21 protein-coding genes are annotated in these 21,423 nt (G+C 41.1%); 9 read left to right on the top strand and 12 right to left on the bottom strand.

Translation table 11 applies throughout. The features are described 5' to 3' along the window. Positions 1-108: 108 nt before the first annotated feature. A complete protein-coding gene (locus VQ00_RS11675) occupies positions 109-1,188 on the bottom strand; it encodes a tyrosine-type recombinase/integrase (protein ID WP_046180317.1) in 1,080 nt (359 codons plus the stop codon). Positions 1,189-1,369: 181 nt separating this feature from the next. Between VQ00_RS11675 and uvsE the strand changes: the two genes are divergently transcribed. Next, positions 1,370-2,248, top strand: coding sequence for a UV DNA damage repair endonuclease UvsE (uvsE, locus tag VQ00_RS11670; RefSeq protein WP_046180316.1), 879 nt, complete (start codon positions 1,370-1,372; stop codon positions 2,246-2,248). A gap of 32 nt (positions 2,249-2,280) precedes the next feature. Here uvsE and VQ00_RS11665 read toward each other — a convergent pair whose 3' ends face one another. Genes VQ00_RS11665 through nagA form a run of 4 tightly spaced genes read right to left on the bottom strand, consistent with a single transcriptional unit; the run spans position 2,281 to position 5,661 of the window. Then, positions 2,281-3,015, bottom strand: coding sequence for an SIS domain-containing protein (locus VQ00_RS11665; RefSeq protein WP_052728502.1), 735 nt, complete (start codon positions 3,013-3,015; stop codon positions 2,281-2,283). A 12-nt stretch (positions 3,016-3,027) separates the two neighbouring features. After that, complete coding sequence (locus VQ00_RS11660) at positions 3,028-3,750, bottom strand: GntR family transcriptional regulator (protein WP_046180315.1); 723 nt, start codon at positions 3,748-3,750, stop codon at positions 3,028-3,030. 13 nt (positions 3,751-3,763) lie between these two features. Then, positions 3,764-4,489, bottom strand: coding sequence for a glucosamine-6-phosphate deaminase (gene nagB / locus VQ00_RS11655; protein WP_046180314.1), 726 nt, complete (start codon positions 4,487-4,489; stop codon positions 3,764-3,766). Continuing rightward, entirely contained in the window at positions 4,489-5,661 is a 1,173-nt protein-coding gene (gene nagA / locus VQ00_RS11650; protein WP_046180313.1) for an N-acetylglucosamine-6-phosphate deacetylase, read from the bottom strand. The genes nagB and nagA overlap by 1 nt, the downstream gene beginning before the upstream one ends. A gap of 456 nt (positions 5,662-6,117) precedes the next feature. On the opposite strand from nagA, the gene VQ00_RS11640 reads away from it, so the two are divergent. Both VQ00_RS11640 and VQ00_RS11635 read left to right on the top strand, forming a co-directional pair. Then, positions 6,118-6,558, top strand: coding sequence for an Hsp20/alpha crystallin family protein (locus tag VQ00_RS11640; protein WP_046180311.1), 441 nt, complete (start codon positions 6,118-6,120; stop codon positions 6,556-6,558). Positions 6,559-6,723: 165 nt separating this feature from the next. Beyond that, complete coding sequence (locus VQ00_RS11635; protein WP_052728497.1) at positions 6,724-7,485, top strand: polysaccharide deacetylase family protein; 762 nt, start codon at positions 6,724-6,726, stop codon at positions 7,483-7,485. A 611-nt stretch (positions 7,486-8,096) separates the two neighbouring features. On the opposite strand, the gene VQ00_RS11630 is transcribed toward VQ00_RS11635, so the two are convergent. After that, complete coding sequence (locus VQ00_RS11630) at positions 8,097-9,278, bottom strand: SAM-dependent methyltransferase (protein ID WP_156154054.1); 1,182 nt, start codon at positions 9,276-9,278, stop codon at positions 8,097-8,099. Between the two features lie 382 nt (positions 9,279-9,660). Here VQ00_RS11630 and VQ00_RS11625 point away from each other — a divergent pair, with 382 nt between their 5' ends. Together VQ00_RS11625 and VQ00_RS11620 are read left to right on the top strand one after the other, a co-directional pair. Beyond that, on the top strand, positions 9,661-10,227 hold the full coding sequence (locus VQ00_RS11625) for a DUF2238 domain-containing protein (RefSeq protein ID WP_046180309.1): 567 nt from the start codon (positions 9,661-9,663) through the stop codon (positions 10,225-10,227). 24 nt (positions 10,228-10,251) lie between these two features. Continuing rightward, the gene (locus VQ00_RS11620) at positions 10,252-10,845 is read left to right on the top strand and encodes a DUF2238 domain-containing protein (protein WP_046180308.1); all 594 of its coding nucleotides are present in this window, start codon (positions 10,252-10,254) and stop codon (positions 10,843-10,845) included. Positions 10,846-10,955: 110 nt separating this feature from the next. Here the strand turns inward: VQ00_RS11620 and VQ00_RS11615 are convergent, their stop codons facing one another. The 5 genes from VQ00_RS11615 to VQ00_RS11595 form a co-directional block, all read right to left on the bottom strand. Beyond that, positions 10,956-12,077: an NADH-dependent flavin oxidoreductase gene (locus tag VQ00_RS11615; protein WP_046180307.1), complete on the bottom strand. Its 1,122-nt coding sequence runs from the start codon at positions 12,075-12,077 to the stop codon at positions 10,956-10,958. Between the two features lie 108 nt (positions 12,078-12,185). Further along, positions 12,186-13,208 carry an LLM class flavin-dependent oxidoreductase gene (locus VQ00_RS11610; RefSeq protein ID WP_046180306.1) on the bottom strand — a complete coding sequence of 341 codons (1,023 nt, stop codon included), beginning with the start codon at positions 13,206-13,208 and terminating at the stop codon, positions 12,186-12,188. Between the two features lie 97 nt (positions 13,209-13,305). Further along, on the bottom strand, positions 13,306-14,319 hold the full coding sequence (locus VQ00_RS11605) for an LLM class flavin-dependent oxidoreductase (protein WP_046180305.1): 1,014 nt from the start codon (positions 14,317-14,319) through the stop codon (positions 13,306-13,308). Positions 14,320-14,375: 56 nt separating this feature from the next. Continuing rightward, positions 14,376-15,347 carry a TIGR03571 family LLM class oxidoreductase gene (locus tag VQ00_RS11600; protein WP_046180304.1) on the bottom strand — a complete coding sequence of 324 codons (972 nt, stop codon included), beginning with the start codon at positions 15,345-15,347 and terminating at the stop codon, positions 14,376-14,378. Positions 15,348-15,369: 22 nt separating this feature from the next. After that, the gene (locus VQ00_RS11595; RefSeq protein ID WP_046180321.1) at positions 15,370-15,690 is read right to left on the bottom strand and encodes an ArsR/SmtB family transcription factor; all 321 of its coding nucleotides are present in this window, start codon (positions 15,688-15,690) and stop codon (positions 15,370-15,372) included. Positions 15,691-15,932: 242 nt separating this feature from the next. Between VQ00_RS11595 and VQ00_RS11590 the strand changes: the two genes are divergently transcribed. Both VQ00_RS11590 and VQ00_RS11585 read left to right on the top strand, forming a co-directional pair. Next, on the top strand, positions 15,933-17,648 hold the full coding sequence (locus VQ00_RS11590; protein WP_046180303.1) for a methyl-accepting chemotaxis protein: 1,716 nt from the start codon (positions 15,933-15,935) through the stop codon (positions 17,646-17,648). 376 nt (positions 17,649-18,024) lie between these two features. Next, a complete protein-coding gene (locus VQ00_RS11585; RefSeq protein WP_046180302.1) occupies positions 18,025-18,741 on the top strand; it encodes an SDR family oxidoreductase in 717 nt (238 codons plus the stop codon). Positions 18,742-18,923: 182 nt separating this feature from the next. On the opposite strand, the gene VQ00_RS11580 is transcribed toward VQ00_RS11585, so the two are convergent. Further along, entirely contained in the window at positions 18,924-19,973 is a 1,050-nt protein-coding gene (locus VQ00_RS11580; RefSeq protein ID WP_046180301.1) for a tetraprenyl-beta-curcumene synthase family protein, read from the bottom strand. Between the two features lie 172 nt (positions 19,974-20,145). Between VQ00_RS11580 and VQ00_RS19445 the strand changes: the two genes are divergently transcribed. Together VQ00_RS19445 and VQ00_RS11575 are read left to right on the top strand one after the other, a co-directional pair. Next, positions 20,146-20,292: a hypothetical protein gene (locus VQ00_RS19445; RefSeq protein ID WP_342667016.1), complete on the top strand. Its 147-nt coding sequence runs from the start codon at positions 20,146-20,148 to the stop codon at positions 20,290-20,292. Between the two features lie 51 nt (positions 20,293-20,343). Next, on the top strand, positions 20,344-21,108 hold the full coding sequence (locus VQ00_RS11575) for a zinc-binding dehydrogenase (RefSeq protein WP_342667015.1): 765 nt from the start codon (positions 20,344-20,346) through the stop codon (positions 21,106-21,108). Positions 21,109-21,423 lie beyond the last annotated feature (315 nt).

Below are 21,423 nucleotides of genomic sequence, written 5' to 3'. Positions count from 1 at the left end.
TCGCCGGCTTTTGTATGTAGGAAAACAAGAAAATTATGCATGCATCGAAGTGGACTATGATCCGATTTTCGCATTCTCGATGCACGAGAATGCGAATCTCAAGCACGGTTAAAAACGAATATTTTTTAAATGATCATGCATCCGGTCTTCCTGAATTCGCTCCAAGTATAAATTAGTGGTGGAAATATCTGCATGTCCAGCAAGATCTTTTACAACGGCAAGAGGCACGTCCTGTTCAAGGAGTGATGTCACAAAAGTGTGTCGAAACCAGTGTGGGCTCACAGCGGAATTGCTGCCTGCAAGCTGAACAGCTTCTTTCACAATTTTATAAAGAGCTGCATATGATAACTTTTTTTTATCTGTAAGTGGATCCACTTTGTTATACATGGCATAAAACAATGGCTCGCTTGAATGCGGGTCAAGATCCTCGAAGTCACCGCAAATGTTTCGATAGTTAAATAAAAGAGACTCTGTTTCGTTCATAACCGGCAGTGTCCGCTCTTTGCCGCCTTTTCCGACTACGTCTACAAGCAAATCTCCCCGCCGATTGCGCCGAAAGCTTCCCCAGTTTAATTGAATGAGCTCGGATGCTCGAATGCCGAGTGTTAACAATAAAAAGCCGATCAGCCGATTGCGCGCTTTCAATTGTTTGTCATTTTTATCTGTTTTGACAGTTTTTGCGAAGCAATCGATAATATGTTTTGCTTCATTAGAAGACAACTCACGCATTTCAGTCCTGTTTTCGCTTGAATGTGACACGTGTCCTTTTTGGATAAGTGGCTTTTGAATCCAGACAGACAGCCGTGTTCCATAAAAGTGAGTGTTAAAGCCAAATTCGAGAAAACGGCGAAAGAATTCCAGTTTGCGAAGTGCACTTTTTGGCTTGTATGATTCAATGATTAAGCGATTATAAGCTTTTACTTCCGGAAAGCCGATATTTCGGAAGGTGAGAGAGTGGGCAGCGAGATACGAAAGCAATGTTTTCGCATCACTCCGATATGCTTTTATCGTATGAGGGGAAAAGGTCCGGTTTTCTTTTAAAATCCCTATCGCAAAAAAATATTCCAAAAATTCTTCATCGGTACAATGGGTCAATGATAAATTGCGTTCTTCATCGAGTAAATGTTGTTTGGATTGAAGCAGCTGCAAAAAAGCGTCGTATGAAGATAAAATTGCGGGTACATTCATGCCTTTCCCTCCTTTACAGTAATATTATTATGTATAGTAAAGATAATCAGACATTATCTTTACTTCTAATTATAACAGTTTTAAATTTGCAAAGAAAGCATGTATTCATGTATATTGAAGCGGTTCACTCGTTTTAAAACAAGGAAAACGTAAGGGGAAAGTGACGAAAAGGAGACTGAATATGAGAATTGGCTACGCCTGTATCAATATGAAAATGCCTTCTAAGTTTAAAACGTGCCGGCTGAAAACGGCCGAGCTGGAAGGGATGCAAAAAGTAAAAGAACTTACACTTCATAATTTAAATGAAACGCTGCAGATCATAAAGTGGAACATTGCACATAATATTTATTTTTACAGGATGAGCAGCAATCTCGTGCCGCTTGGAACGCATCCGGTTATGACATGGGCATGGGAAGAGGATGATGAGGTCCGCTATATTACTGATCAAATCAAAGAACTGGTTGAAGCGTATAAGCTTCGTTTATCTGTTCATCCCGGACAATATACGCTTATCAATTCACCCAATGAAGGAGTCGTCCGCAAGTCCATTTTGGACTTAAAACATCATCAACAATTGCTGGCGCTTACCGGAGGATCGGATATGATTTTACATGTTGGCGGTGCATATGGAGATAAAGAAGCCGCGAAAAAACGCTTCGTTTCTGCTTACCAGCTGCTTCCTGATGCTATTAAAAATGTTCTGCGAATTGAAAACGACGATAAAATTTTCACGATTGATGATGTACTGAATATTTGTCAACAAACAGGTGCGGCCGCTTGTTTTGATATTCATCACCATACGTGTCATCATGAAGAAGAAGCTGACATTAAAAATGTGATGCAGCGGGCAATAGCCACATGGGAAAAGATCGGCATCCCGCCGAAAATGCACATCAGCTCCGGAAAAACAGGGAAAACAGACCGGGCGCACCATGCATATATTTTAGAAGAGGACTGGCATTATTTTCTGAAACACCTGCCGGATCATTCGGTGGATGTAATGGTGGAAGCGAAAATGAAAGAACAAGCCGTGTTAAAAATAAGAGAAAGAACCCAGTGAAAAAGCGCTCATCCAAAAATGGAAGGGCGCTTTTAACGTAACAATGGAATTCGTTGTTGATATTGATGAATAAGAGATTGATTGTATTCATCGGCATCTGGCCGGTTGCCGCTTAAAAAAATCGGCGGGTTAAAACCGCACTTGATCATTTTTTCGATTGAGGCTGCGATGATGCCATTTAATAAGGCTACGCCAATCACCGTTGAAACCGGTGAAAACGGGGCAGGAGCCTTCTCGTGTGTTAAAATCGCGTCTCCGTACGGGGCGCCATTATCGATCACAAGGTCAGCGGCATCACCCAGTTTAATCTGTTTCTTATGTCTAGACAGGGCATTTTCTGAATATGCCGCTGATGTAATAGCGATCGTTTTGGCACCGGCTTTTTGACCTTGAAGCAGCATATCAACTGGAACAGGATTGATGCCGGATGTGGAGATGACAATCAACATATCGCCAGAACGTATATCCAATTCGTCTACAAATGAATCTGTGTAGCTGTTTTGGCGCTCGAGCATTGAAGAGTGAACGGCTCCTTTATGCAGCATCAACTCGTCCAATAAAATTGGACAGATGCAGGCGAGCCCGCCAGCCCGGTAAAATAATTCCTCCGCCAGCATATGAGAATGACCGCAGCCAAATCCATGAATAACGCCGCCTTTTTGAACAAAATCAAATATCCACTCAGCCGCAAGATCTGCCTGCTTTGTTTGTTTTTGTGCAGTCTCCACCAGCATATTCGCTGCCTGTTGAACATATTGCAAATACATCCTGTCCTCCCTTTACCGGTTAATATCGATCGTGAACTTGTAGCGGTCCGCCCGGTAAGATGATTTCACGTACTCAAGTGGTGTTCCATCTTTTAAAAAGGTATTTCGTTCAATTAATAAAACGGGCGCGCCTTTTTGAACGAGCAGATGCGGCCGTTCTATTTCATTAACAATAGCCGCTTCAATGGATTGAACGGCATGTCCAATCGCAAGGCCGAGCTCCTCTTCAATGTAATGATAAAGGGACGCGGCGGTAATGGTTTCAGTCAGTCCTTTTACGAGGTTCGCTGAAATATAAACGGTTTCAAGTGCCATCGGAACATCGTCTGCCAGTCGAATCCGCTTAATTTCATAAACCGGTGTGTGTTCTTTTAAAGAAAGCCGTTCTGCGACTTTTGCATCCGCTGGAATGATTTCAAAGGCAAGCAGCGTATTAGCTGGGGTCATCCCACGCGCTTTCATATCTTCTGTGAAACTTGTCAGCCCGGAAAGCTTTTGCTCAAGCTTCTGTTCTGCCACAAACGTGCCGCGCCCTTTTTGGCGATACAACAGTCCTTCGTTCACAAGATTGGTGATCGCCTGCCGAACCGTCATTCGGCTCACATCAAGCAGCTCTGCATATTCGCGTTCAGAAGGAAGCAAATTGCCCGGTGTCAGTTCACCGTTTTCAATTTGCTGGCGGATAGAATGCTCCAGCTGAAAATAAATCGGCATAGGCGAGTGTTTATCAATCATCGTGTTCTTCCTTTCACGTAACTATTGAGAGCGCTTCATCATCTGCTATTATTGTAACATGGGGGTGATGATGCAACACGGACGCAGGAAAGTCTTCCGAAATTTTCCCTGACAATAACTGATGGACTGCTTCTGCTTTTTTTGCGCCGGAAGCCAGCAGCAAAATCTCGCTGCTTTTCATAATAGAAGCAATGCCCATTGTGATCGCCTGCTTTGGTACCTCTTCAATCGATTGGAAGAACCGGGCATTCGCTTGGCGGGTTGACTGGGCTAATGTTGTAATATGAGTCGTTTGATTAAAAGAGGTGCCGGGTTCATTAAATCCGATATGCCCATTTTGTCCGATCCCGAGAACCTGTACGTCAATGCCTTTTTCATCAATGATGGATTCGTAGCGTGTACATTCTTTTTGTAAGTCTGCTGCTTCTCCATTTGGAAGATAGCTATTTGATAAAGGAATATTCAGATGGCGAAAAAGGTTTTCTTTCATAAACGAGTGGTAGCTGTTCGGATTTGAAGCAGGCAGGCAGATGTATTCATCTAAATTGATCGTTGTAACATGCTCATAAGATGTTCCATGTTCCTTGCGGTCGAGAATTAATTGTTCATACAATCCTTTTGGCGTGGAGCCGGTTGCCAGGCCAAGGGCGAGGCTTGGGTTCTTCTCTATCTTTTTTAATAAAAATTCAGCGGCTCTTTTGCTCATTTCTTCGTAGTTAGACACTTGAATAATCTCCATCATTTTGTCTCCTTTTGAAAAGCGATCATGCCGCGGCAAATCGTTTTTTGGACACGGAACTCCTTGTCGTAAATAACAATGTCCGCATCTTTTCCGATCGTGATGCTGCCTTTGCGGTCATATAGATTGGCTTGCTTCGCAGGGTTTTCTGCGGTCATTTTTATAATGTCCTGCATAGTGCAATCTGTGAATTTTCTCATGTTTTGAATGGCTTTTTGCATCGATAATGTACTGCCGGCGAGTGTGCCATCACGAAGAACGGCTTTTCCATTCGTGACGCTGACCGCCTGGCCGCCTAATTCATACTCCCCATCCGGCAAGCCTTTTGCGCGCATGGAATCCGTAATAAGAATGGTACGATTGGCCGTTTTTTGGCTAAATGCAAGCCGGACCATATGCGGGTGAATATGAATGCCGTCCACAATCATCTCCGTATACAGCCCATTATGGAGCAAAGCGCCGCCGGCAGTGCCTGGTTCACGGTGGTGCATGCCACGCATTCCGTTATATAGATGCGTAATATGTGTTAAACCGACTTTTGCGGCTTCATTAAGCTGGGCAAATGTTGAATCTGTATGGCCGGCCGAAGCGGTAATATGTAACTGGGCTAAAAATGATACAAGTTCTAAGCCATTTTGTTCCTCGGGTGCCAATGTGACCAGCCTGATTTTTTCTCCTGAGAGTAGGTGCCATCTTTTGAAAAGAGACACATCTGGTTTTAATATAGCATCGCGCGGCTGCGCGCCGGGGTGTTTTTTTGAAATAAACGGACCCTCTAAATGAATACCGGCAATCTCTGCTGTTCCCGGTGTCTGCTCATAAGCAGCAATGCAGCTGAGTGCTTTTTCAATGGCTTCTATTTGCTGTGTCATGGTCGTCGCTAGAAAAGTGGTCGTTCCTTCTGAAGGGAGATAAGCCGCCATTTTATGCAGAGAATCAAGGGACGCATCTATCACGTCCGCGCCCGCTGCACCGTGAATATGAATATCAATAGCCCCGGGCAAAACGAGCGCTTCATCCGAAACGGTTATAACTTCAATCGATTCATGCTGTGGACTTTGTGAAATGGGTCCCACTGCGGCAATTTTGCCATCCGTTATACGGATAAAACCGGGTTTGAACACCACATTTTCCGCATAAACCGAGCCGCCTTCAATTACATAATCATTCATTGTAACGCACCTCTTATTTTCTTTTAGTATAAACAGTTTAAAGGAATAAAAACTAGTTGTCTATACCAATATTTGATGGTTTTTAAAAAATATTCGAGGTTTTAATTTGAAATATTCTTCAATTGGTATAGACAACTATACTTATATATGAAAAAGCGCTTTCTGATTGTTGTCTTGTTTATCTTCTGACGAAAATTTCGAGTTTCTCAAAATGCAAGACACCGTTCGAATTAATGAACGGTGTCTCTTTTGAATTCATTGTCTTAGTTAGAAGGAGAATCATCATCTTGAGAACTTGCCGGGGCAGGATCCTCCTCACTATGTGTGTCTCCAGCATGAGGAAGCTGCACAGGGTGGGAAGCCAAGGTGCTGTGAGAATGTTGCAATCGCGGGGACAATTTTATCGGTTTTGCATACTTTATAAAGAAAACCTTAAGAAAGGGGAGAAAGTACCTGATGAAACCTGATAAAAATAACCTTCCAAGCCTATTTGATGGATCTTTTAATCATTTTATCAAGACTTTTGATTCTTTTTTTGACGAACCATTTCGACATTTCGATGATTTTCTTAGCCGAGATTCTTTTTCTGTTAATGTCCATGAAACAGCCAATGACGTTGTGATTGAAGCAGAACTTCCAGGCTGCAAGAGAGATCAAATTCAGGTAGAAATTTTACGCAATGATCGATTAAGGATTCTTGTAGAAAATGACGTAACAACAGAAGTAAAAAAGGATGAAAATATCCAGTATTATAAAAAACGAGCAGCGGGAAAAATGGAAAGAATCATTCAATTGCCGTTTCCTGTCACAGATGAGGCTCCGAAAGCGACTTGCCGAGATGGATTATTAAAAGTTGTCCTTAAAAAAGGAAAGCGACGATTTGTTGACATTGAATGAATTCCTTAAAATGGAGGCTTTGTCTATAAGCTGAAGGGGGCCGGTACTTTAACGGCCTCTTTTTTCTTTGATTAAAAATATTTCTATATTTGTAACGGTATAAGAATGGGGAATTAATAAATAATAAACCCAAGTACTACATTTTTCATAAGAACGAGGTGTTTTATGCTTTGGAAACAAGATGTTTTAGCTATCTGTTTATTTTCTCTGCAGTTATTCCAGATTTTCTTTCCTTCTCCTGCTAATGGACAAGTGCTGGACCGGCCTTACTATGAGGAAAAAGGTGATGTTATTTGGGACATACCAACAAAGGAAAAGATTGTAGCAATTACCTTTGATGATGGACCAGACCCTATTTACACACCGCAAATTTTAGACGTATTAAAGAATAATAACGCTCACGCTACCTTTTTTTTATTAGGGCACCGCGTAAAAAAATATACAGAAATTGTCCAGCGTGAAGTACGAGAGGGTCATGAAATTGGAAATCATACCTATACGCATCCGAGTTTTTACAATATCTCACAATCAACATTATTAAATGAGATCGACAAGACAGAAAAGTTAATGAATTTCCAAGAAAGCTACAACGTGAAATTATTTCGACCACCTGGGGGCGCTGTAAATAAAGGAATAATTGATGCGTTAAAGAAACAAAATTACACGATCATTTTATGGTCGTGGCACCAGGATACAAAAGATTGGTCCAATCCAGGGGTGGATACCATCGTAAACCAGGTGCTTTCAGACGTTCGAAACGGTGACATTATTTTATTCCACGATTCTGGCGGCAATCGGACTCAAACAGTCAAAGCATTGAAGGTTTTATTACCTGAACTAAAAGAAAGGGGATATAAATTTGTTACAGTAGGGCAATTGCTGCAAAATCACCCTAAATTTCAAATCCCACTAAACGAATTCGGATAAACAAAATCATTGAAAGCAAAAAGAACCTTAAAACGATCAATAATAATCAAAAAAGGTTGGTTTAATGAGCCGACTTTTTTAGCTTTGAAAAAAAGCTTGCTGGACGTGAAGGGGATTTATTCAACTGAACAGTATCTTGTTTTTAATAAGGGCTTATATGAATGCCGTCATCATTTTTCCAATCAGCAAAAAATGTGTTGGTATTAAAAACTGCAAGAGATTTGAAACGAAAGAACTACAATGAAACATTAAAAATAAATACAAAGAATTAAAAAGCAAGTATCTTGGTTTTTAAAGAAATGTGCGGGGTATAAAAGCAATATAGCAATAAAAATTGTAATACTGGGTGGGATGGCATGAGTGGCCTTCAAGGTATCCGGCGTAGGTGGGGCCGATACGAAGAACAGAAATAATTTTTCGTTCTTTTTGTTGCTAGCAAATGAAAACTGCATTTAATTTTGATCCGTTACTATCCTTGAACGTTTATATTTTCAGAATAGATCAAGCCCTATCTAATGCGGATAGGGCTTGATTTATTTTACGGCTTCTAATCGGCTCTTTTATTCTTTTCCTTCTTGAGAGAAGAATCCTCCTAATGGTGTAGAAGAAGGTTATAAAAGATATAGATAATCCCTTGTCGTCGGTAATTCATTATTCACTCCTTTGCTAATGAGGAATTGATGCAAATCTGAGTTTCCGATGTGAAAATTGGCTGCGCATGCATTTAAATAAAGGCGCCACATGCGGATAAAACGGTCATCGAATTTTTTTTCGACTTTATCGATATTCTTTTCAAAATTCATAATCCAGTGTTGAAGTGTCCGATAATAATGCAGACGGAGGCTTTCAAGGTCGATGATTCGAAAATTATGAAGTGACATGTGATTGATCAGTTCTCTTACGGAAGGGATATATCCGCCGGGAAAAATGTATTTCCCCAAAAATGTATTTACCTCTGTCTCAAATAGGCCCGTAATACAGTGAATCAGCGCTATCCCTTTTTCTTTTAACAGCTTATCAACTTCATCCATAAAAATAGGGATATTTGCTTGTCCAACATGCTCAAGCATGCCAACACTGACAATCCGGTCAAACATCATTTTTTCCTTCCTTAATTCACGATAATCGACAAGACGTACTTCTACCTGGCCGACAAGTCCATTTTCCTCAATACGCTTTTTTGTTTCCAGGTATTGCTCCTCGCTCAATGTAATCCCCACGGCCTTCACCTGATAGAATTTAGCCGCTTCGATAATCAAATATCCCCATCCGCATCCAATATCAAGTAATGTCTGGCCGGGTTTTAGATTTAATTTCTTTAATGTATGGTGAATTTTGTTCATTTGAGCTTCATATAAGGTGTCTTCTTTTGTTTTAAAATAAGCGCATGAGTAACTCATAGTCTCATCAAGCCATAAACGATAAAAATCATTACCTAAATCATAATGATAAGAAATGTCTTCTTTTGACTTCTTCACCGTGTTTGATTTGATTTTGGATATCTTTCCAAGGACTTTATGCTGGTTTAAGAAACTATCTTTATTACTGAAAATAGATTCAATAATTTTCTCTATGTTCCCCTCGATGACCAATTCACCGGACATGTAAGCTTCAGCAAGTGCCAACGTCGTGTCGCTTACTAATTTTTTTGTGTTCAGCGGTTTTTTGAAAATCAGTCGAAAGGCAGGTTCCCCTTTATTGAAAGCTTTTTCTTCTCCGTCCCAGAAAGTAACGAGAAACGGGTCGTTAGAGGCTTTTTCTAAAATTTTTTTGTAAATGGGCTTTTCTAGGATTGCAGCCATATTTCATCTCCCCAATTTTTTTGGAATTTTCAGAATTAAAACTCCGCATTAGGTTAAGTTAATTTTCCCCTTCAATAATAAGCTGATCGATCAAATAACTGGAGATTAATGTATTTTGGTTTAGTATGGGCTGTTATAAGTAAAATCATACATATTGGAATGGTGTTTTAAAGTAATAAATAGTTATATGCAATCGATGTTTTAAAAAGAACACACTGTTAAGATACTATTCGCGCTTTCATTATTTTTTTAGCGTCCAACATTTGGTTTATGCCGGATTTCATGCTTCATCATTCCCTGATTTCCTTTCTTATGATTGCCCCTTTTTTAGAAGGGACATAATGAGTATGAAATTTATAAATGAGGTGATGGGTTGAAACGTAAATTAATCATAATTCTAGGCGCGATATTTGTTCTGCTAATGACTGTTGCGTTGATCATTCATATCATGCATGATAATGACTCCGGCCGTCGTGTAGCAATTGGAGGAATCATTGTTAGTGCTTTGCCCATGATGTTGTTATTTTTAAAAAATAATCCATTTAATATTCCTATCATTATGGGGTATTATGTTTTCCTTTTTTGTGCGACTTTTTTGGGCGCCACTTTGCATTTTTACGTCACGTTCAAATGGTGGGATATGGCCCTTCATTTTTATGCGGGACTCTTCACGGGGTTTATTGGGATTGCGCTTTATAAGCTTTTCATCCCGCCAGAGGTACGAAAAGATGTGTCATGCTGGATTCTTTTTCTTTTTGTCCTTTCGCTCGGAACATTTGCGAATGCCCTTTGGGAGATCTATGAATTCGCAGGAGACCAGACGGTTACCCGCACTATGCAAAAAGGCGGAAATACAGACACTATGGGTGACCTGCTTTTTGGAATAGCAGGGGGCCTTCTGGCAGCAATTTATGCAAGCAGTCAAAAACAAAAGGTATGAGAAATAAGAGGGGAAGGCGAACAGATGAAAAGCAGGATAGTTATTTTCCTTAGTGCTGCATACGTTCTTTTCATGGCTGTATTAGCTTTTTTTTACTACGCCAATGGTGATCATAAAAAGGCTCTTGTTGCAGCAGGCGGCGTTGTATGTGGAGCAATTCCTCTCCTTTTGGCGCTTTTTATCAGGCTCCAATTTAATTTGCCCCTTATCGTTTTTTATTTTTTGTTTCTCTTGGGTTCACAATATTTTGGATCGATTTTAGGATGGTACGGGCTTGGCTGGTGGGATTTCTTTTTGCACGTCATGAGCGGAGTCCTTCTTGCATTTGCAGGTATTGCTTTGTATGAGCGCTTTGTTCATAGAAGAGCGGGCAAAGAGATCTCATCTTGGTTTGTCTTTCTATTTACTCTTTCTTTTGCCGTATTAGGCGGCGTTGTGTGGGAGATTTATGAATTTAGCATGGATCAATTTTTCGGAATGACTTTGCAAGGCGGCGGGAATAAAGATACCATGCTGGATTTAATAGCAGATACGCTTGGAGGAATCGTTATTGCGTTACAGGCTGGTTTAAGGAAGCATTTGAATACGTCTAAAGACAAGGAAAAGCAGGAGGGATAGGGGCATGACAGCGGCATATTTACTCCGTTTATTGTAGTCAGGTAATGGTAAATTAACAAAGAAAAAACCCAAAATTTTGGCTCAAAAGGCCAAAATTTCGGGTTTTTCAATTACACGACCGGAATCCAGCCCGGGATACTTTGATAGTACTCCATCATTTCATCCGAAAGGACCAATTCTTTTTGATCTTCTTTCGGTAAAGTGGTACGAATTGTTTCTTCCTGACCTTTTTCTACCTTTTGTATCCACTTAGGCTCCATAATTAAGGCGCGGCCTAACGCAATTAATGGTACGCCCGTATCCAGTGCTGCGAGTACATCCTCTGGTGTGTGCAGCATGCCGACACCGATTACTGGAACACGGTCTCCTACACGCTCTTGAATCATTACGACACGAGATGTTTTGTCATTTGTATCACGGATGGATCCGTTCCAAAACGCGCCAACGGAAATGTGAAGATAATCCAATTGTTGGTCAGCTAACTTATCCACTAATACCAATGTATCTTCCATGGTGATACCAGGATTTTCTCTTTCTTCAGGGGACAAACGGTAACCAACAATAAAAGGTTTTTCAGCGTGGTCAGCAACGGCTTTTTTCACTGCCTCTACAACTGCCAACGGGAAAGCCAAACGCTTTTCAAGTGTGCCTCCCCATTTATCTGTTCTTCGGTTTGAATGCGGGGAAAAGAACTGCTGAAGCAAGTAAGTATTCGCTCCGTGAATTTCAACTCCATCAAATCCCGCTTCAATTGCTCTGCGAGTCGTTTCTCCAAAGGCTTGCACCATTTCCGCAATTTCTTCAGCTGTCATCTCGCGAGGTACCATAGCGTCATCACGTTCTGCTGCTACTGCACTCGGGCTAATAGGCTGGCCATCCGGTAAAAGTTCAGGCGGACACATTCTCCCGCCATGAAAAATTTGCAAAATGGCTTTAGCGCCTTCTTCTTGAATGGTTGTTGCTAATCGTTTTAGACTCGGGATCAATTCGTCAGAATCTGCTCCAAATTCACCCGGGAATCCTTGGCCGTTTCTTTTTACATACGTGCAGGCAGTGATAACAGTACCAACGCCGCCAGAACGCGCGCGATAATAAGCGAGCTCTTCATCTGACACTTCTCCGTTATCGTAGGCAGCAGTGTTCGTCATCGGTGCCATCACTATACGATTTTTAATTTCGACTCCAGAAGGGAATGTAAAAGGTTTAAAAGCTGGTTCATATTTAGAATTCATTGTTAAATCTCCTTTTGGTATAGTACGCTGCACACGTTTTCCACATATAAACAACGTGTGCAGCGTACTTAATTAATGAATAATCCAGTTGTTGCAAGTTGGTGTTTTTTATTTTGTAATATCGGCCACAATTTCATAAGAACGAAGACGCGCCTGATGATCAAAAATTTGACCGATGACCATCATTTCGTCCGCCTGGGTATCATCTAAAAACGCCTGCATTTTTTCTTTCACGGTTTCGGGGCTGCCAACGATGGAAGAGCCCAGCTGATGCTGCAAAGCGTCGATTTGATATTTGCTCCAATGATCTTCCAAATTTTCTACAGGTGGCTGCAACGGCACTTCATTCCCTTGGCTCAAGTTTAAAAATTGCTGCTGCAGGGTAGTGGCCAATAGTTTTGCTTCCGCATCCGTATCTGCGGCAATGACGTTAACCCCAACCATTGCATACGGTTTGTCAAGAATATTCGAAGGCTGGAAAGAACGACGGTATAAATCCAGAGCTCCCAGTGTGTTGTTAGGAGAGAAGTGGCTGGCAAAGGCGAATGGCAGACCGAGCTGGCCAGCCAGCTGTGCGCTGAATCCGCTTGAACCGAGCAGCCAGACTGGAATATTCAGACCTTCTCCAGGAATAGCTCGTACATGCATTTTTCCTGCCGCCAAAGACGGGTCAAAATAGGCGAGAAGTTCCATCAATTGTTCCGGAAAATCCTCACCATTACTTCCAAGGTTACGCCGCAAAGCCTGTGCGGTACGCTGGTCAGTGCCCGGCGCACGGCCAAGGCCGAGATCGATACGTCCTGGAAACAGTGATTCGAGTGTCCCAAACTGCTCGGCGATGACGAGGGGAGCATGATTTGGCAGCATAATCCCGCCAGAACCAACCCTGATTTTTGATGTGGCGGCTGCCACATGACCGATTACGATAGAAGTGGCCGAACTGGCAATGAAGGGCATATTGTGATGTTCAGCGAGCCAGTACCGGTTAAAGCCCCATTTTTCAGCATGCTGGGCAAGATCCAGCGTGTTTTGAAACGAAATGGCGGGAGTACCACCGACTACAATCGGCGAAAGATCCAATACTGAATATTTAATATCGCGTAGTTGTTTTGTGTTTTTAGAGCCAGACATAGTTTCAACTTCTTTCTATTTATAATACAAGCTAAAGGAAATTTTTTTGTCTCTTTTATTTTTCTTAAACAACTTCTTTGCCGCTACGTTCAACCTTTTAGTAGTTTGCAGCTTTAGCCAAAATTTCATAAGAGCGCAGCCGGGCCTGGTGATCAAAAATTTCGGTGTGGGCCATTATTTCGTCTGCTTCCGTTTTTTCAATCAACTCTGATAATTGTTGTTTAATACCAGATGGATCGCCAATGAGGGACGTGAAAAGCTGTTCTTCTACTGCTTCGCGCTCACGCTCACTCCAAATTGTCTCCATGCTGTCCACAGGAGGCTGCAATGGTGCAGGCTGCCCACGGGTTAACAATAAAAATTTTTGATACATGGAGGTGGCAAGCCTCTGCGCTTCTTTCTCCTCATCTGCTGCAACTACTTGAACAGATAAAAGTACATATGGTTTATCAAGCACTTCGGACGGGCGGAAATGCTTCCGGTAAACGGCCAGTGCTTCCATCATATTGCCTGGAGCAAAATGGCCGGCAAAAGAAAACGGCAGCCCAAGTTTCCCAGCCAGTTGGGCGCTGTAAAGCCCTGAGCCCAACAGCCAAATCGGCACTTCGCTATTCTCGCCAGGAATCGCATGGAATGTGTGTGATCCATTAGCCAATGATGTTCCTGAACCGTATAAGTAAGCGGTCAGTTCTTGAAGACGCTCTGCAAATTCCGGTTCTCTGGCAGCACGTGGACGCAATACTTGGGCTGTGTAGGCATCGGTGCCTGGCGCGCGGCCTAAGCCAAGATCAATCCGTCCGGGAAAAAAGGCTTCTAGCGTCCCGAATTGTTCGGCCACCGACAATGGAGAGTAGTGAGAAAGCAGCATTGCACCGGAACCAATACGCATTTTTTCGGTTACAGATGCTACTCTTCCAATGACAACCGGCGAAGCAGAACTGGCCATTCCCACCCAATTGTGATGCTCAGCCAACCAAAACCGCTTGTACCCCCATTTTTCTGCTTTCTTAGCTAAATCAAGGGTATTATGAAGGGACAGCTCAGCAGAACCTCCTGCTATAATGGGAGATGGATCAAGTACAGAAAGCGGTGTTTTTACTAAATCAGCCATAAATAAAGATATCCTTTCCTAAAACATATATAATTTTCAACACTTCATCTTTCTCCTTACTTTTGCTCTTTTGCCGCATGTTTATGTGTGGGGAAGTAAGGTAAAACGTCCTCACCAAGCTCCTGAATAATATCCTCAGCCGGACGCTGGGCAAAGTACAAGACGAATGCCAGATGATTAACACCTATTGTCTGAAAGTCCTGAAGCAGTTCGATTAAATAGTTGCGTCCAAGATGGAAACCCAGTGGGATTTTCACCGGTTGTTTATCGGGATTTTCCGATAAGTCGATAAATAAAGTCTGCGTAAAAGGCTTAAATTTTCCTGGTGCTTTTACATTTGTCAATCCACGATAATCCTGAATCAGCCTTGCTTGCTGCTTAATGTCTCTAGGATATTGAATCCATCCATCCCCATGTTCAGCAATCCACTCAATCGACTGGCTGCTGAAGCCTGTCGGCATGACCGGAATAGAAGAGTAAGGCTTCGGAAACATTCTCATCTCTCTGCCGTCAATGACGCCTGACCCCGAATGGATGGTCGGGCTTTCTTCATGGAGTAATCGATCAAGAGTAGTGTAATTCTCATTAAATATAACGCCGCTTTTTTCTTTTGATACACCAAGAGCGAAGAAATCTTTTTCCCGGTCGCCAGAAGCGACCCCCATGATGAGACGTTCAGGAAACAATCGATCAATGGAGACGGCTTCCTTTGCGACTCGTACAGGATGGCGAAGGGGAAGGACGACGCTTGCTGTACCTAATGCGATTTGTTTTGTTTGTGCAGCCAGATACGTTAAATAAATCCAGATATCATACATTTGGCCATTATCATCAATCATAAGGTTCTGCATCGTCACATCCCGCAGCCAAAGTGCTGAAAATCCAAAGTCTTCAATTTTACGGGCCAGATTCAATTGATTTTCCATAATAGGCATCTTGCTCATTTTTGCAGTCGGCAGGACAAAGCCAAGTGTCATTTTGTTCTTTTGGTACATTCTTTGATAGGCACCATGTTCTAATAAGCTCATTTGGTTCCTCCTTCGCCGTGTGTTATAGATTTAAACCGATGTATTGGCTGAATTGTTTAATCATTTCTTCATTTCTTCGATAATACGTCCATTGCCCGATTCTTTTCGTTTCCAGTAACCCGCTCTGCAGAAGGATGGATAAGTATTGGGAAGTTGTGGACTGGGAGGTGCCTGTTTTTTTATGAATATCGCTCACACAAACGCCGCCTTCAAAATCTGCCTCTTTAATCACATGTGCCTGCGCTGAAAAGTTTGTTTCCGCATTTTTAAGCATTTGGAGGATATTTAATCTTGTCTGATTAGAAAGTGCTTTAAAGATTTCAACTGCTTTTTCGTCATTCATCGCATGTAATTCCTGTTTCAAAATTGTCAGCACCCTTCTTTCTTCAGTATGTCCAGAGATTTTAAACTAACCATATGATAATATTTACATATCGGCAAATAACGATATACCGATATTATGCCTGTTTTATCAAAATGTCAAATAGTATGAACTTTTTATGTCCAGCCAAATAAATGCTAACAATGATGCGAAATTTGTCGATAAATAAATATGATAACAAAAAAAGAATGAGGTGCACAATTTTGAATTGGTTTTACAATTTAAAAACGTCGGTGAAATTAGTATCAGCGTTTGCAATTATGGCGATTATCGTCGGGTTAGTGGGTATCTTTGGTTTAACAAACTTAGGGAAAGTGAATGAACAGCTTACTTTCATGTATGATGAACGGGTTGTCCCAATCAGTGATTTGGGGAGTACTGAAACGAATTATCAGCGTATTCGTGTTAATATTCGCGATATGGTGTTTGTAGCAAAAACACCTGAGGAAAAGAAAGAGTTGGAGGATAGATTGAAGGAAATTCAAGCAGAAATTGATACCAGTATTGAAAAGTTTGAAAATACATATGTGGTAGAATCTGAACAACAGCTGCTTGATCAATTACATCCCGCATTAGAAGAATACTATGGCTATTTAGACGAAGCAAAAGGGTATGCTTACGCGAATGATACGGAAGCTTATCTTGCATTAGCGCCTACGTTTAAAGCAGCTGGTGATAACGTACAGGCTACTTTAAAGGGATTAATCCAATTAAATATAGAGCTTGGCGAAAAATCAAATGCAGAAGCGGACGCATTAGCACATTCTGCTCGTACAATAACAATAATAGTCATTGTTTTGGCGGTATTATTTAGTATTGGATTCGGATATTCTATCGCCCGTATCATTTCAAAACCATTAAAGAATGTTGTGGCATTAGTGGAGAATGTGTCCAAAGGTGATTTAACGAAAACAACAGACATTCATACAAAAGATGAAGTAGGACTATTAGCAGTTTCAGTCAACAACATGATCATGAGTTTGAGAAAAACAGTTGGAAGTATTATTGTATCATCTGAAAATGTGGCTGCATCCTCACAAGAAATTTCAGCTACGACCGAGGAAATCGCAGGCAGTGCCTCTAATCAAGCCAATGACGCGCAGACCATCACAGAATTATTCCGGGACATTGCCAATAGCACAGAAAGTCAAGCCAATGATACCCATGTAATGAAAGAACAATTTAATGAGTTAAACGAGGCCATTAATTCCATCTCGAAAAGCGCAGAAGAAACATCAAATCTTTCAGAAGGAATGCTTCAAGTCTCAAATGAGGCAGGGAAAATTGTTAAAACATCTATGGATGGCATGAATCAAGTAAGTGCTCAAATGAGCCTTCTTGAGGAAGATGCAGAGAAAATTGGTCAGATTATCACCGTTATTAGCGGAATCGCGAATCAAACGAACCTATTAGCCCTAAATGCGGCGATTGAAGCGGCACGTGCAGGAGAGCAAGGAAAGGGATTTGCCGTAGTAGCAGATGAAGTTCGAAAATTAGCAGAACAGAGCAGTACGGCGACAAAAGAAATAACGGATATTATTAAAGAAATTCAAAGTAATACGAAACAAAGTGTTATATATGTGAATGACGGGGTAAGTGCAACGAATGAGACGGAGAAAGCATTCGACTATATTTCTGAGATGGTTCGCGAGTCCGTTACAAAGATAAATGAAATTGCAGCAGCCAGTGAACAGCAGTCCGCCCAGTCAAGTGAAGTGATGCGTTCTATTGAGAGCATTGCAGCAGCCAGTGAGCAGCAGTCTGCTCAAACAGGGAATGTAATGCGTGCGATTGAAAGTATTGCTGGCGCCAGTGAAGAAGCAGCTGCAGCCAGTGAAGAAACGGCGGCAACAACCCAGTCCCTTGCAAGTCTTGCTGAGGATTTGAATCAAACAGTATCTGGCTTCAAACTAAAATAAACATACTAGTAATTTTCTTGGATTAATTGTTTTAATTAATTGAAAGGAACACTTACCATATATTACTTTTACACAAAAAGGACTGTCTATTTTTTCAGACAGTCCTTTTCTAATCCAAATTTAAGCGCTCGTATTGCCGCTATATGTATGAGGATGGGGTTGAGTACCATTACTGGACGTGTTCTTTTGTGAGAATTCGAAGAGGAATTTGGCCTATCGTTTTCTGAAACTGATGAGGATATGATGTGTCAGGTGCATTTTACTTTCATGAGAGAAAGATGAAGAGTAAGATGTAGTTTGAAAAAGAAATTTTATTTTAAGTATGCAGGCAGGTAACATGGTAAAACTAACGAAAACATAAAAGGGGATAATTTCTATGTCATTGAGTGCAAAACGTGTAGTTGTTGTTGGAGGTACTTCTGGTATTGGATTAGCTGCCGCGAAGGCCTTTCTTGATGAATCAGCACAGGTTATTATCGCAAGCAGATCTGCTTCAAAACTATCTGAGGCAAAAAGTGCGCTGGATGGAGATGTTGAAGCATATGAAATTGATTTTCGCAGTGAAGAGAAAGCAGCCCAATTTTTCAACAAGGTTGGGAAATTTGATCACTTGGTGATTACGGCGGGAGAGGGCGCAATGGGTTCATTCAGCGATTTGCCTGTTAAAGATGCAAAAGCTGCTTTTGACAGCAAGTTCTGGGGACAATATATTACCGTTCATGCAGCAATCCCGTTTTTGAATACTGGAGGATCTATTACGTTAACATCAGGTGTTTACGGCAAACGGCCTCCTGTTGGTGCTTCTACCTTAGCAGCTATTAATTCAGGTATTGAAGGATTGGTACGTGGCCTTGCAGTGGATTTGGCTCCGACACGAGTAAATGTTGTTTCACCTGGAATTGTAGACACACCTCTTTACGCCGGTATGCCGGCAGAACAGCGTGGGGAATTGTTTACTGGGATCGCGCAGCAGTTGCCAGTAGGACGTGTCGCAACATCTGAAGACATTGCAGAATCATATGTTTACTTGGCCAAAAATGGATTTACAACAGGCTCTGTTGTTCTCATTGATGGCGGCGCTCACTTGGTGTAATGATGGAAATTAAGCGATATCAAGCATGATTTATATGCATAAGTCTCTTATCATTTGAAGAAATAAAATTATTAAAAAAGAGTTATTCGGCAGCTTTACACCACGTAGAGCTGCCTTTCATTTTGAATAAAGGCGTGATTGAACAGCGGGCGTTCACGGTTCATGAGCAAAACTATTTCCGCTTACGCTTGGCGATACACACGTTTATTTAGATAGAAAAATAGAGTAGATAAACCGCCAAAGCGGATAAATCGTTTGGCGGTTCGTTTTAGTTTCTTATCTTCTTGAACTTTCTTATCAGCTAGATAAATGGCGATAAGACCTTTGTTAATAAGTTGATGAAATTTCCAATCCGGCAAATTGCGAATACTTAACTCGGCTTTTTCTTTGAAATATTTGATTCTTTGTACCATCTTTTCTTCATTTTCGTAGTAGAAGATAAAATTTAAATCATTCTCTTTCCGATCCTCTTCTTGATCAATGAAATAATCCAGCATAATATGGAGCCCCTGAACCCAAGGGAAATATCCATTTTTTATTGTGTTCACTTCTTCGGTTTTCAAAGAATTTGAGGTGTAGGCAGCCAAACAAAAAATGCCTAATGTAGAACCTGCACAGGCTGAAAACTCATACCAAGTCATTGCAGATACTTCCTGCTTGTGCCGCGCAAACCAATTTTCTAATAATTCAACACGTTTATTTTTTTCGACGTGTTTGAAAACCTGTAAGTCACAATAATACCTTGCTAATTGATGCATTGAATCTTGAGCACTTCGAAATCCAGGAAGGTCTTTTAAAATATTTTGACAGGTTAACACAAGAGAAGCCAAATACCCGCCATCATCTTGATTTTGCCGATATCGATAATAATTTACCGGTTCTTCTCCAGGGGTTAAGGCGTGCTGCATAGACTGATGAAGCATCCGGAAATCCCTTTCTTCCAAAGAGGTACTCCTATCACAAAGATTATCCAAGTAATCACTGATCGTTTGATAGGCCACAATAAATCGAATAATGTTTTTGCGCTCTTGTCCAGCAAGCAGTCCATAAACAGCCCCGCCTTCACAGTGGAAAGTCTTTTCTTTAATGCTGGAAAGAGCTTGTTTTCGTAATTCGTCATCCGGGATTTTGTCTGCCTTCACCTTCCACTCGTTTAAATAATGACGAGTGTCCGGAAGTACCTCCTGTTGTATTTTATACAACAATGTCCATGGTTTCGTTGGTACTTTCAAGTGCATACCCTCCTAAACTGAATTATTAACTTATTCGACTTTATAGAAGATACTCCTTCTTTTAAAATCCATACAGCGGAATGACAAGTAAGGTTTACAAAAGATTGTATGAAAAAAACTAGGACGGTTATCTTAATTATGAAACGTTTTTCATTAACTGGGAAGTATCGATATGCAATCAAAAGCAGCCGTTACATTTGGAAAAGGTGAACCATTTCAAATTACAGAAATTTCAATCGATGACCCTAAACCAGGTGAGGTTTTAGTCCGCCTTGTTGCGTCGGGAATTTGTCATACAGATGTTCTTGCACAAAATTAAGCTTACCTAGTGCCACTTCCTGCAGTGCTGGGACATGAAGGTTCTGGGGTAGTGGAAAAAGTAGGCATGGGTGTAACAACGATTCAGCCTGGTGATCACGTAGTTTTATCGTATAGTTCTTGTGGCGGCTATCCGAACTGTTTAAAAGGAAAACCGTATGCATGCGAAGTATTTTATGATTTAAATTTTACTGGCAAAATGGCAGATGGCACGTCTCGTTTACACAAGGATGGTCAAGAACTTTCTAACTTTTTTGGCCAGTCAAGCTTCTCCTATTATTGCGTAGCAAATCAACGAAATGTTGTAAAGGTGCAAAAAGATGTTCCTCTTGAAATGCTCGGACCACTCGGCTGCGGTATTCAGACAGGAAGCGGTGCTGTACTAAATAATTTAAAGCCTGATCCTGGTTCCAGTATTGCTGTTTTTGGAATTGGTGCAGTTGGCTTAGGTGCAGTTATGGCCGCTAAAGTATCTCATTGCGGCATAATTATTGCGATTGATATTCAAGATAACCGCCTTGAATTAGCAAAAGAATTAGGTGCAACTCATACCATCAACGCAAAGGAACAAAATGTTGTGGAAACAATCATGAGCATTACTGGCAAAGGTGTCAATAATGCCGTTGAAGCTAGCGGCCGTCCTGAGAATACACGTTTCGCGGTTGACTCTCTTGCTGTGCTGGGACATGTCGTACAAGTTGGGGCTCCAGCATTAGGAACTGAAGTTACATTGGATATGAATACAATCCTGTTTGAAAGAAACCTAAATGGATTCTTGATGGGGAAAGCGTTCCGCAATTGTATATTCCGATGCTGATTGAGCTGTATAAACAAGGGGTATTTCCTTTTGATAAATTAATCAAATACTACACGTTAGATACTATTAATGAAGCTATCGCAGATTCTAAAAAGGGGACAACTCTTAAGGCAATTATGAAATTTAGTTCATAAGATTTAAATGATGAACTAGAAAAGATTCCTGCAAAAGAAAAAATACCGATTTATTATTGGTTCATAAATAAATCGGTAATTTTTATGATGATAAATTTTCTGTTACGTCTGTTTATTTTCTTGGAATTAAGGTTGAACAGCTAAAGAAACCCTTTTAACGTTTAATAAAAGTGGTGTTAAA

The organism is Domibacillus tundrae (assembly GCF_000970675.1).
In the GTDB taxonomy this organism is placed as follows: domain Bacteria; phylum Bacillota; class Bacilli; order Bacillales; family Domibacillaceae; genus Domibacillus; species Domibacillus tundrae.
The sequence above is the reverse complement of the archived record's forward strand: the minus strand, read 5'-3'. Positions and strand labels throughout refer to the sequence as shown.

Coding starts and splice junctions, on each gene's coding strand:
- VQ00_RS11675 (WP_046180317.1), bottom strand. CDS start 1,188: ATGAATGTACCCGCAATTTTATCTTCATACGACGCTTTTTTGCAGCTG.
- uvsE (WP_046180316.1), top strand. CDS start 1,370: ATGAGAATTGGCTACGCCTGTATCAATATGAAAATGCCTTCTAAGTTT.
- VQ00_RS11665 (WP_052728502.1), bottom strand. CDS start 3,015: ATGTATTTGCAATATGTTCAACAGGCAGCGAATATGCTGGTGGAGACT.
- VQ00_RS11660 (WP_046180315.1), bottom strand. CDS start 3,750: ATGATTGATAAACACTCGCCTATGCCGATTTATTTTCAGCTGGAGCAT.
- nagB (WP_046180314.1), bottom strand. CDS start 4,489: ATGGAGATTATTCAAGTGTCTAACTACGAAGAAATGAGCAAAAGAGCC.
- nagA (WP_046180313.1), bottom strand. CDS start 5,661: ATGAATGATTATGTAATTGAAGGCGGCTCGGTTTATGCGGAAAATGTG.
- VQ00_RS11640 (WP_046180311.1), top strand. CDS start 6,118: ATGAAACCTGATAAAAATAACCTTCCAAGCCTATTTGATGGATCTTTT.
- VQ00_RS11635 (WP_052728497.1), top strand. CDS start 6,724: ATGCTTTGGAAACAAGATGTTTTAGCTATCTGTTTATTTTCTCTGCAG.
- VQ00_RS11620 (WP_046180308.1), top strand. CDS start 10,252: ATGAAAAGCAGGATAGTTATTTTCCTTAGTGCTGCATACGTTCTTTTC.
- VQ00_RS11615 (WP_046180307.1), bottom strand. CDS start 12,077: ATGAATTCTAAATATGAACCAGCTTTTAAACCTTTTACATTCCCTTCT.
- VQ00_RS11610 (WP_046180306.1), bottom strand. CDS start 13,208: ATGTCTGGCTCTAAAAACACAAAACAACTACGCGATATTAAATATTCA.
- VQ00_RS11605 (WP_046180305.1), bottom strand. CDS start 14,319: ATGGCTGATTTAGTAAAAACACCGCTTTCTGTACTTGATCCATCTCCC.
- VQ00_RS11600 (WP_046180304.1), bottom strand. CDS start 15,347: ATGAGCTTATTAGAACATGGTGCCTATCAAAGAATGTACCAAAAGAAC.
- VQ00_RS11595 (WP_046180321.1), bottom strand. CDS start 15,690: ATGAATGACGAAAAAGCAGTTGAAATCTTTAAAGCACTTTCTAATCAG.
- VQ00_RS11585 (WP_046180302.1), top strand. CDS start 18,025: ATGTCATTGAGTGCAAAACGTGTAGTTGTTGTTGGAGGTACTTCTGGT.
- VQ00_RS19445 (WP_342667016.1), top strand. CDS start 20,146: ATGCAATCAAAAGCAGCCGTTACATTTGGAAAAGGTGAACCATTTCAA.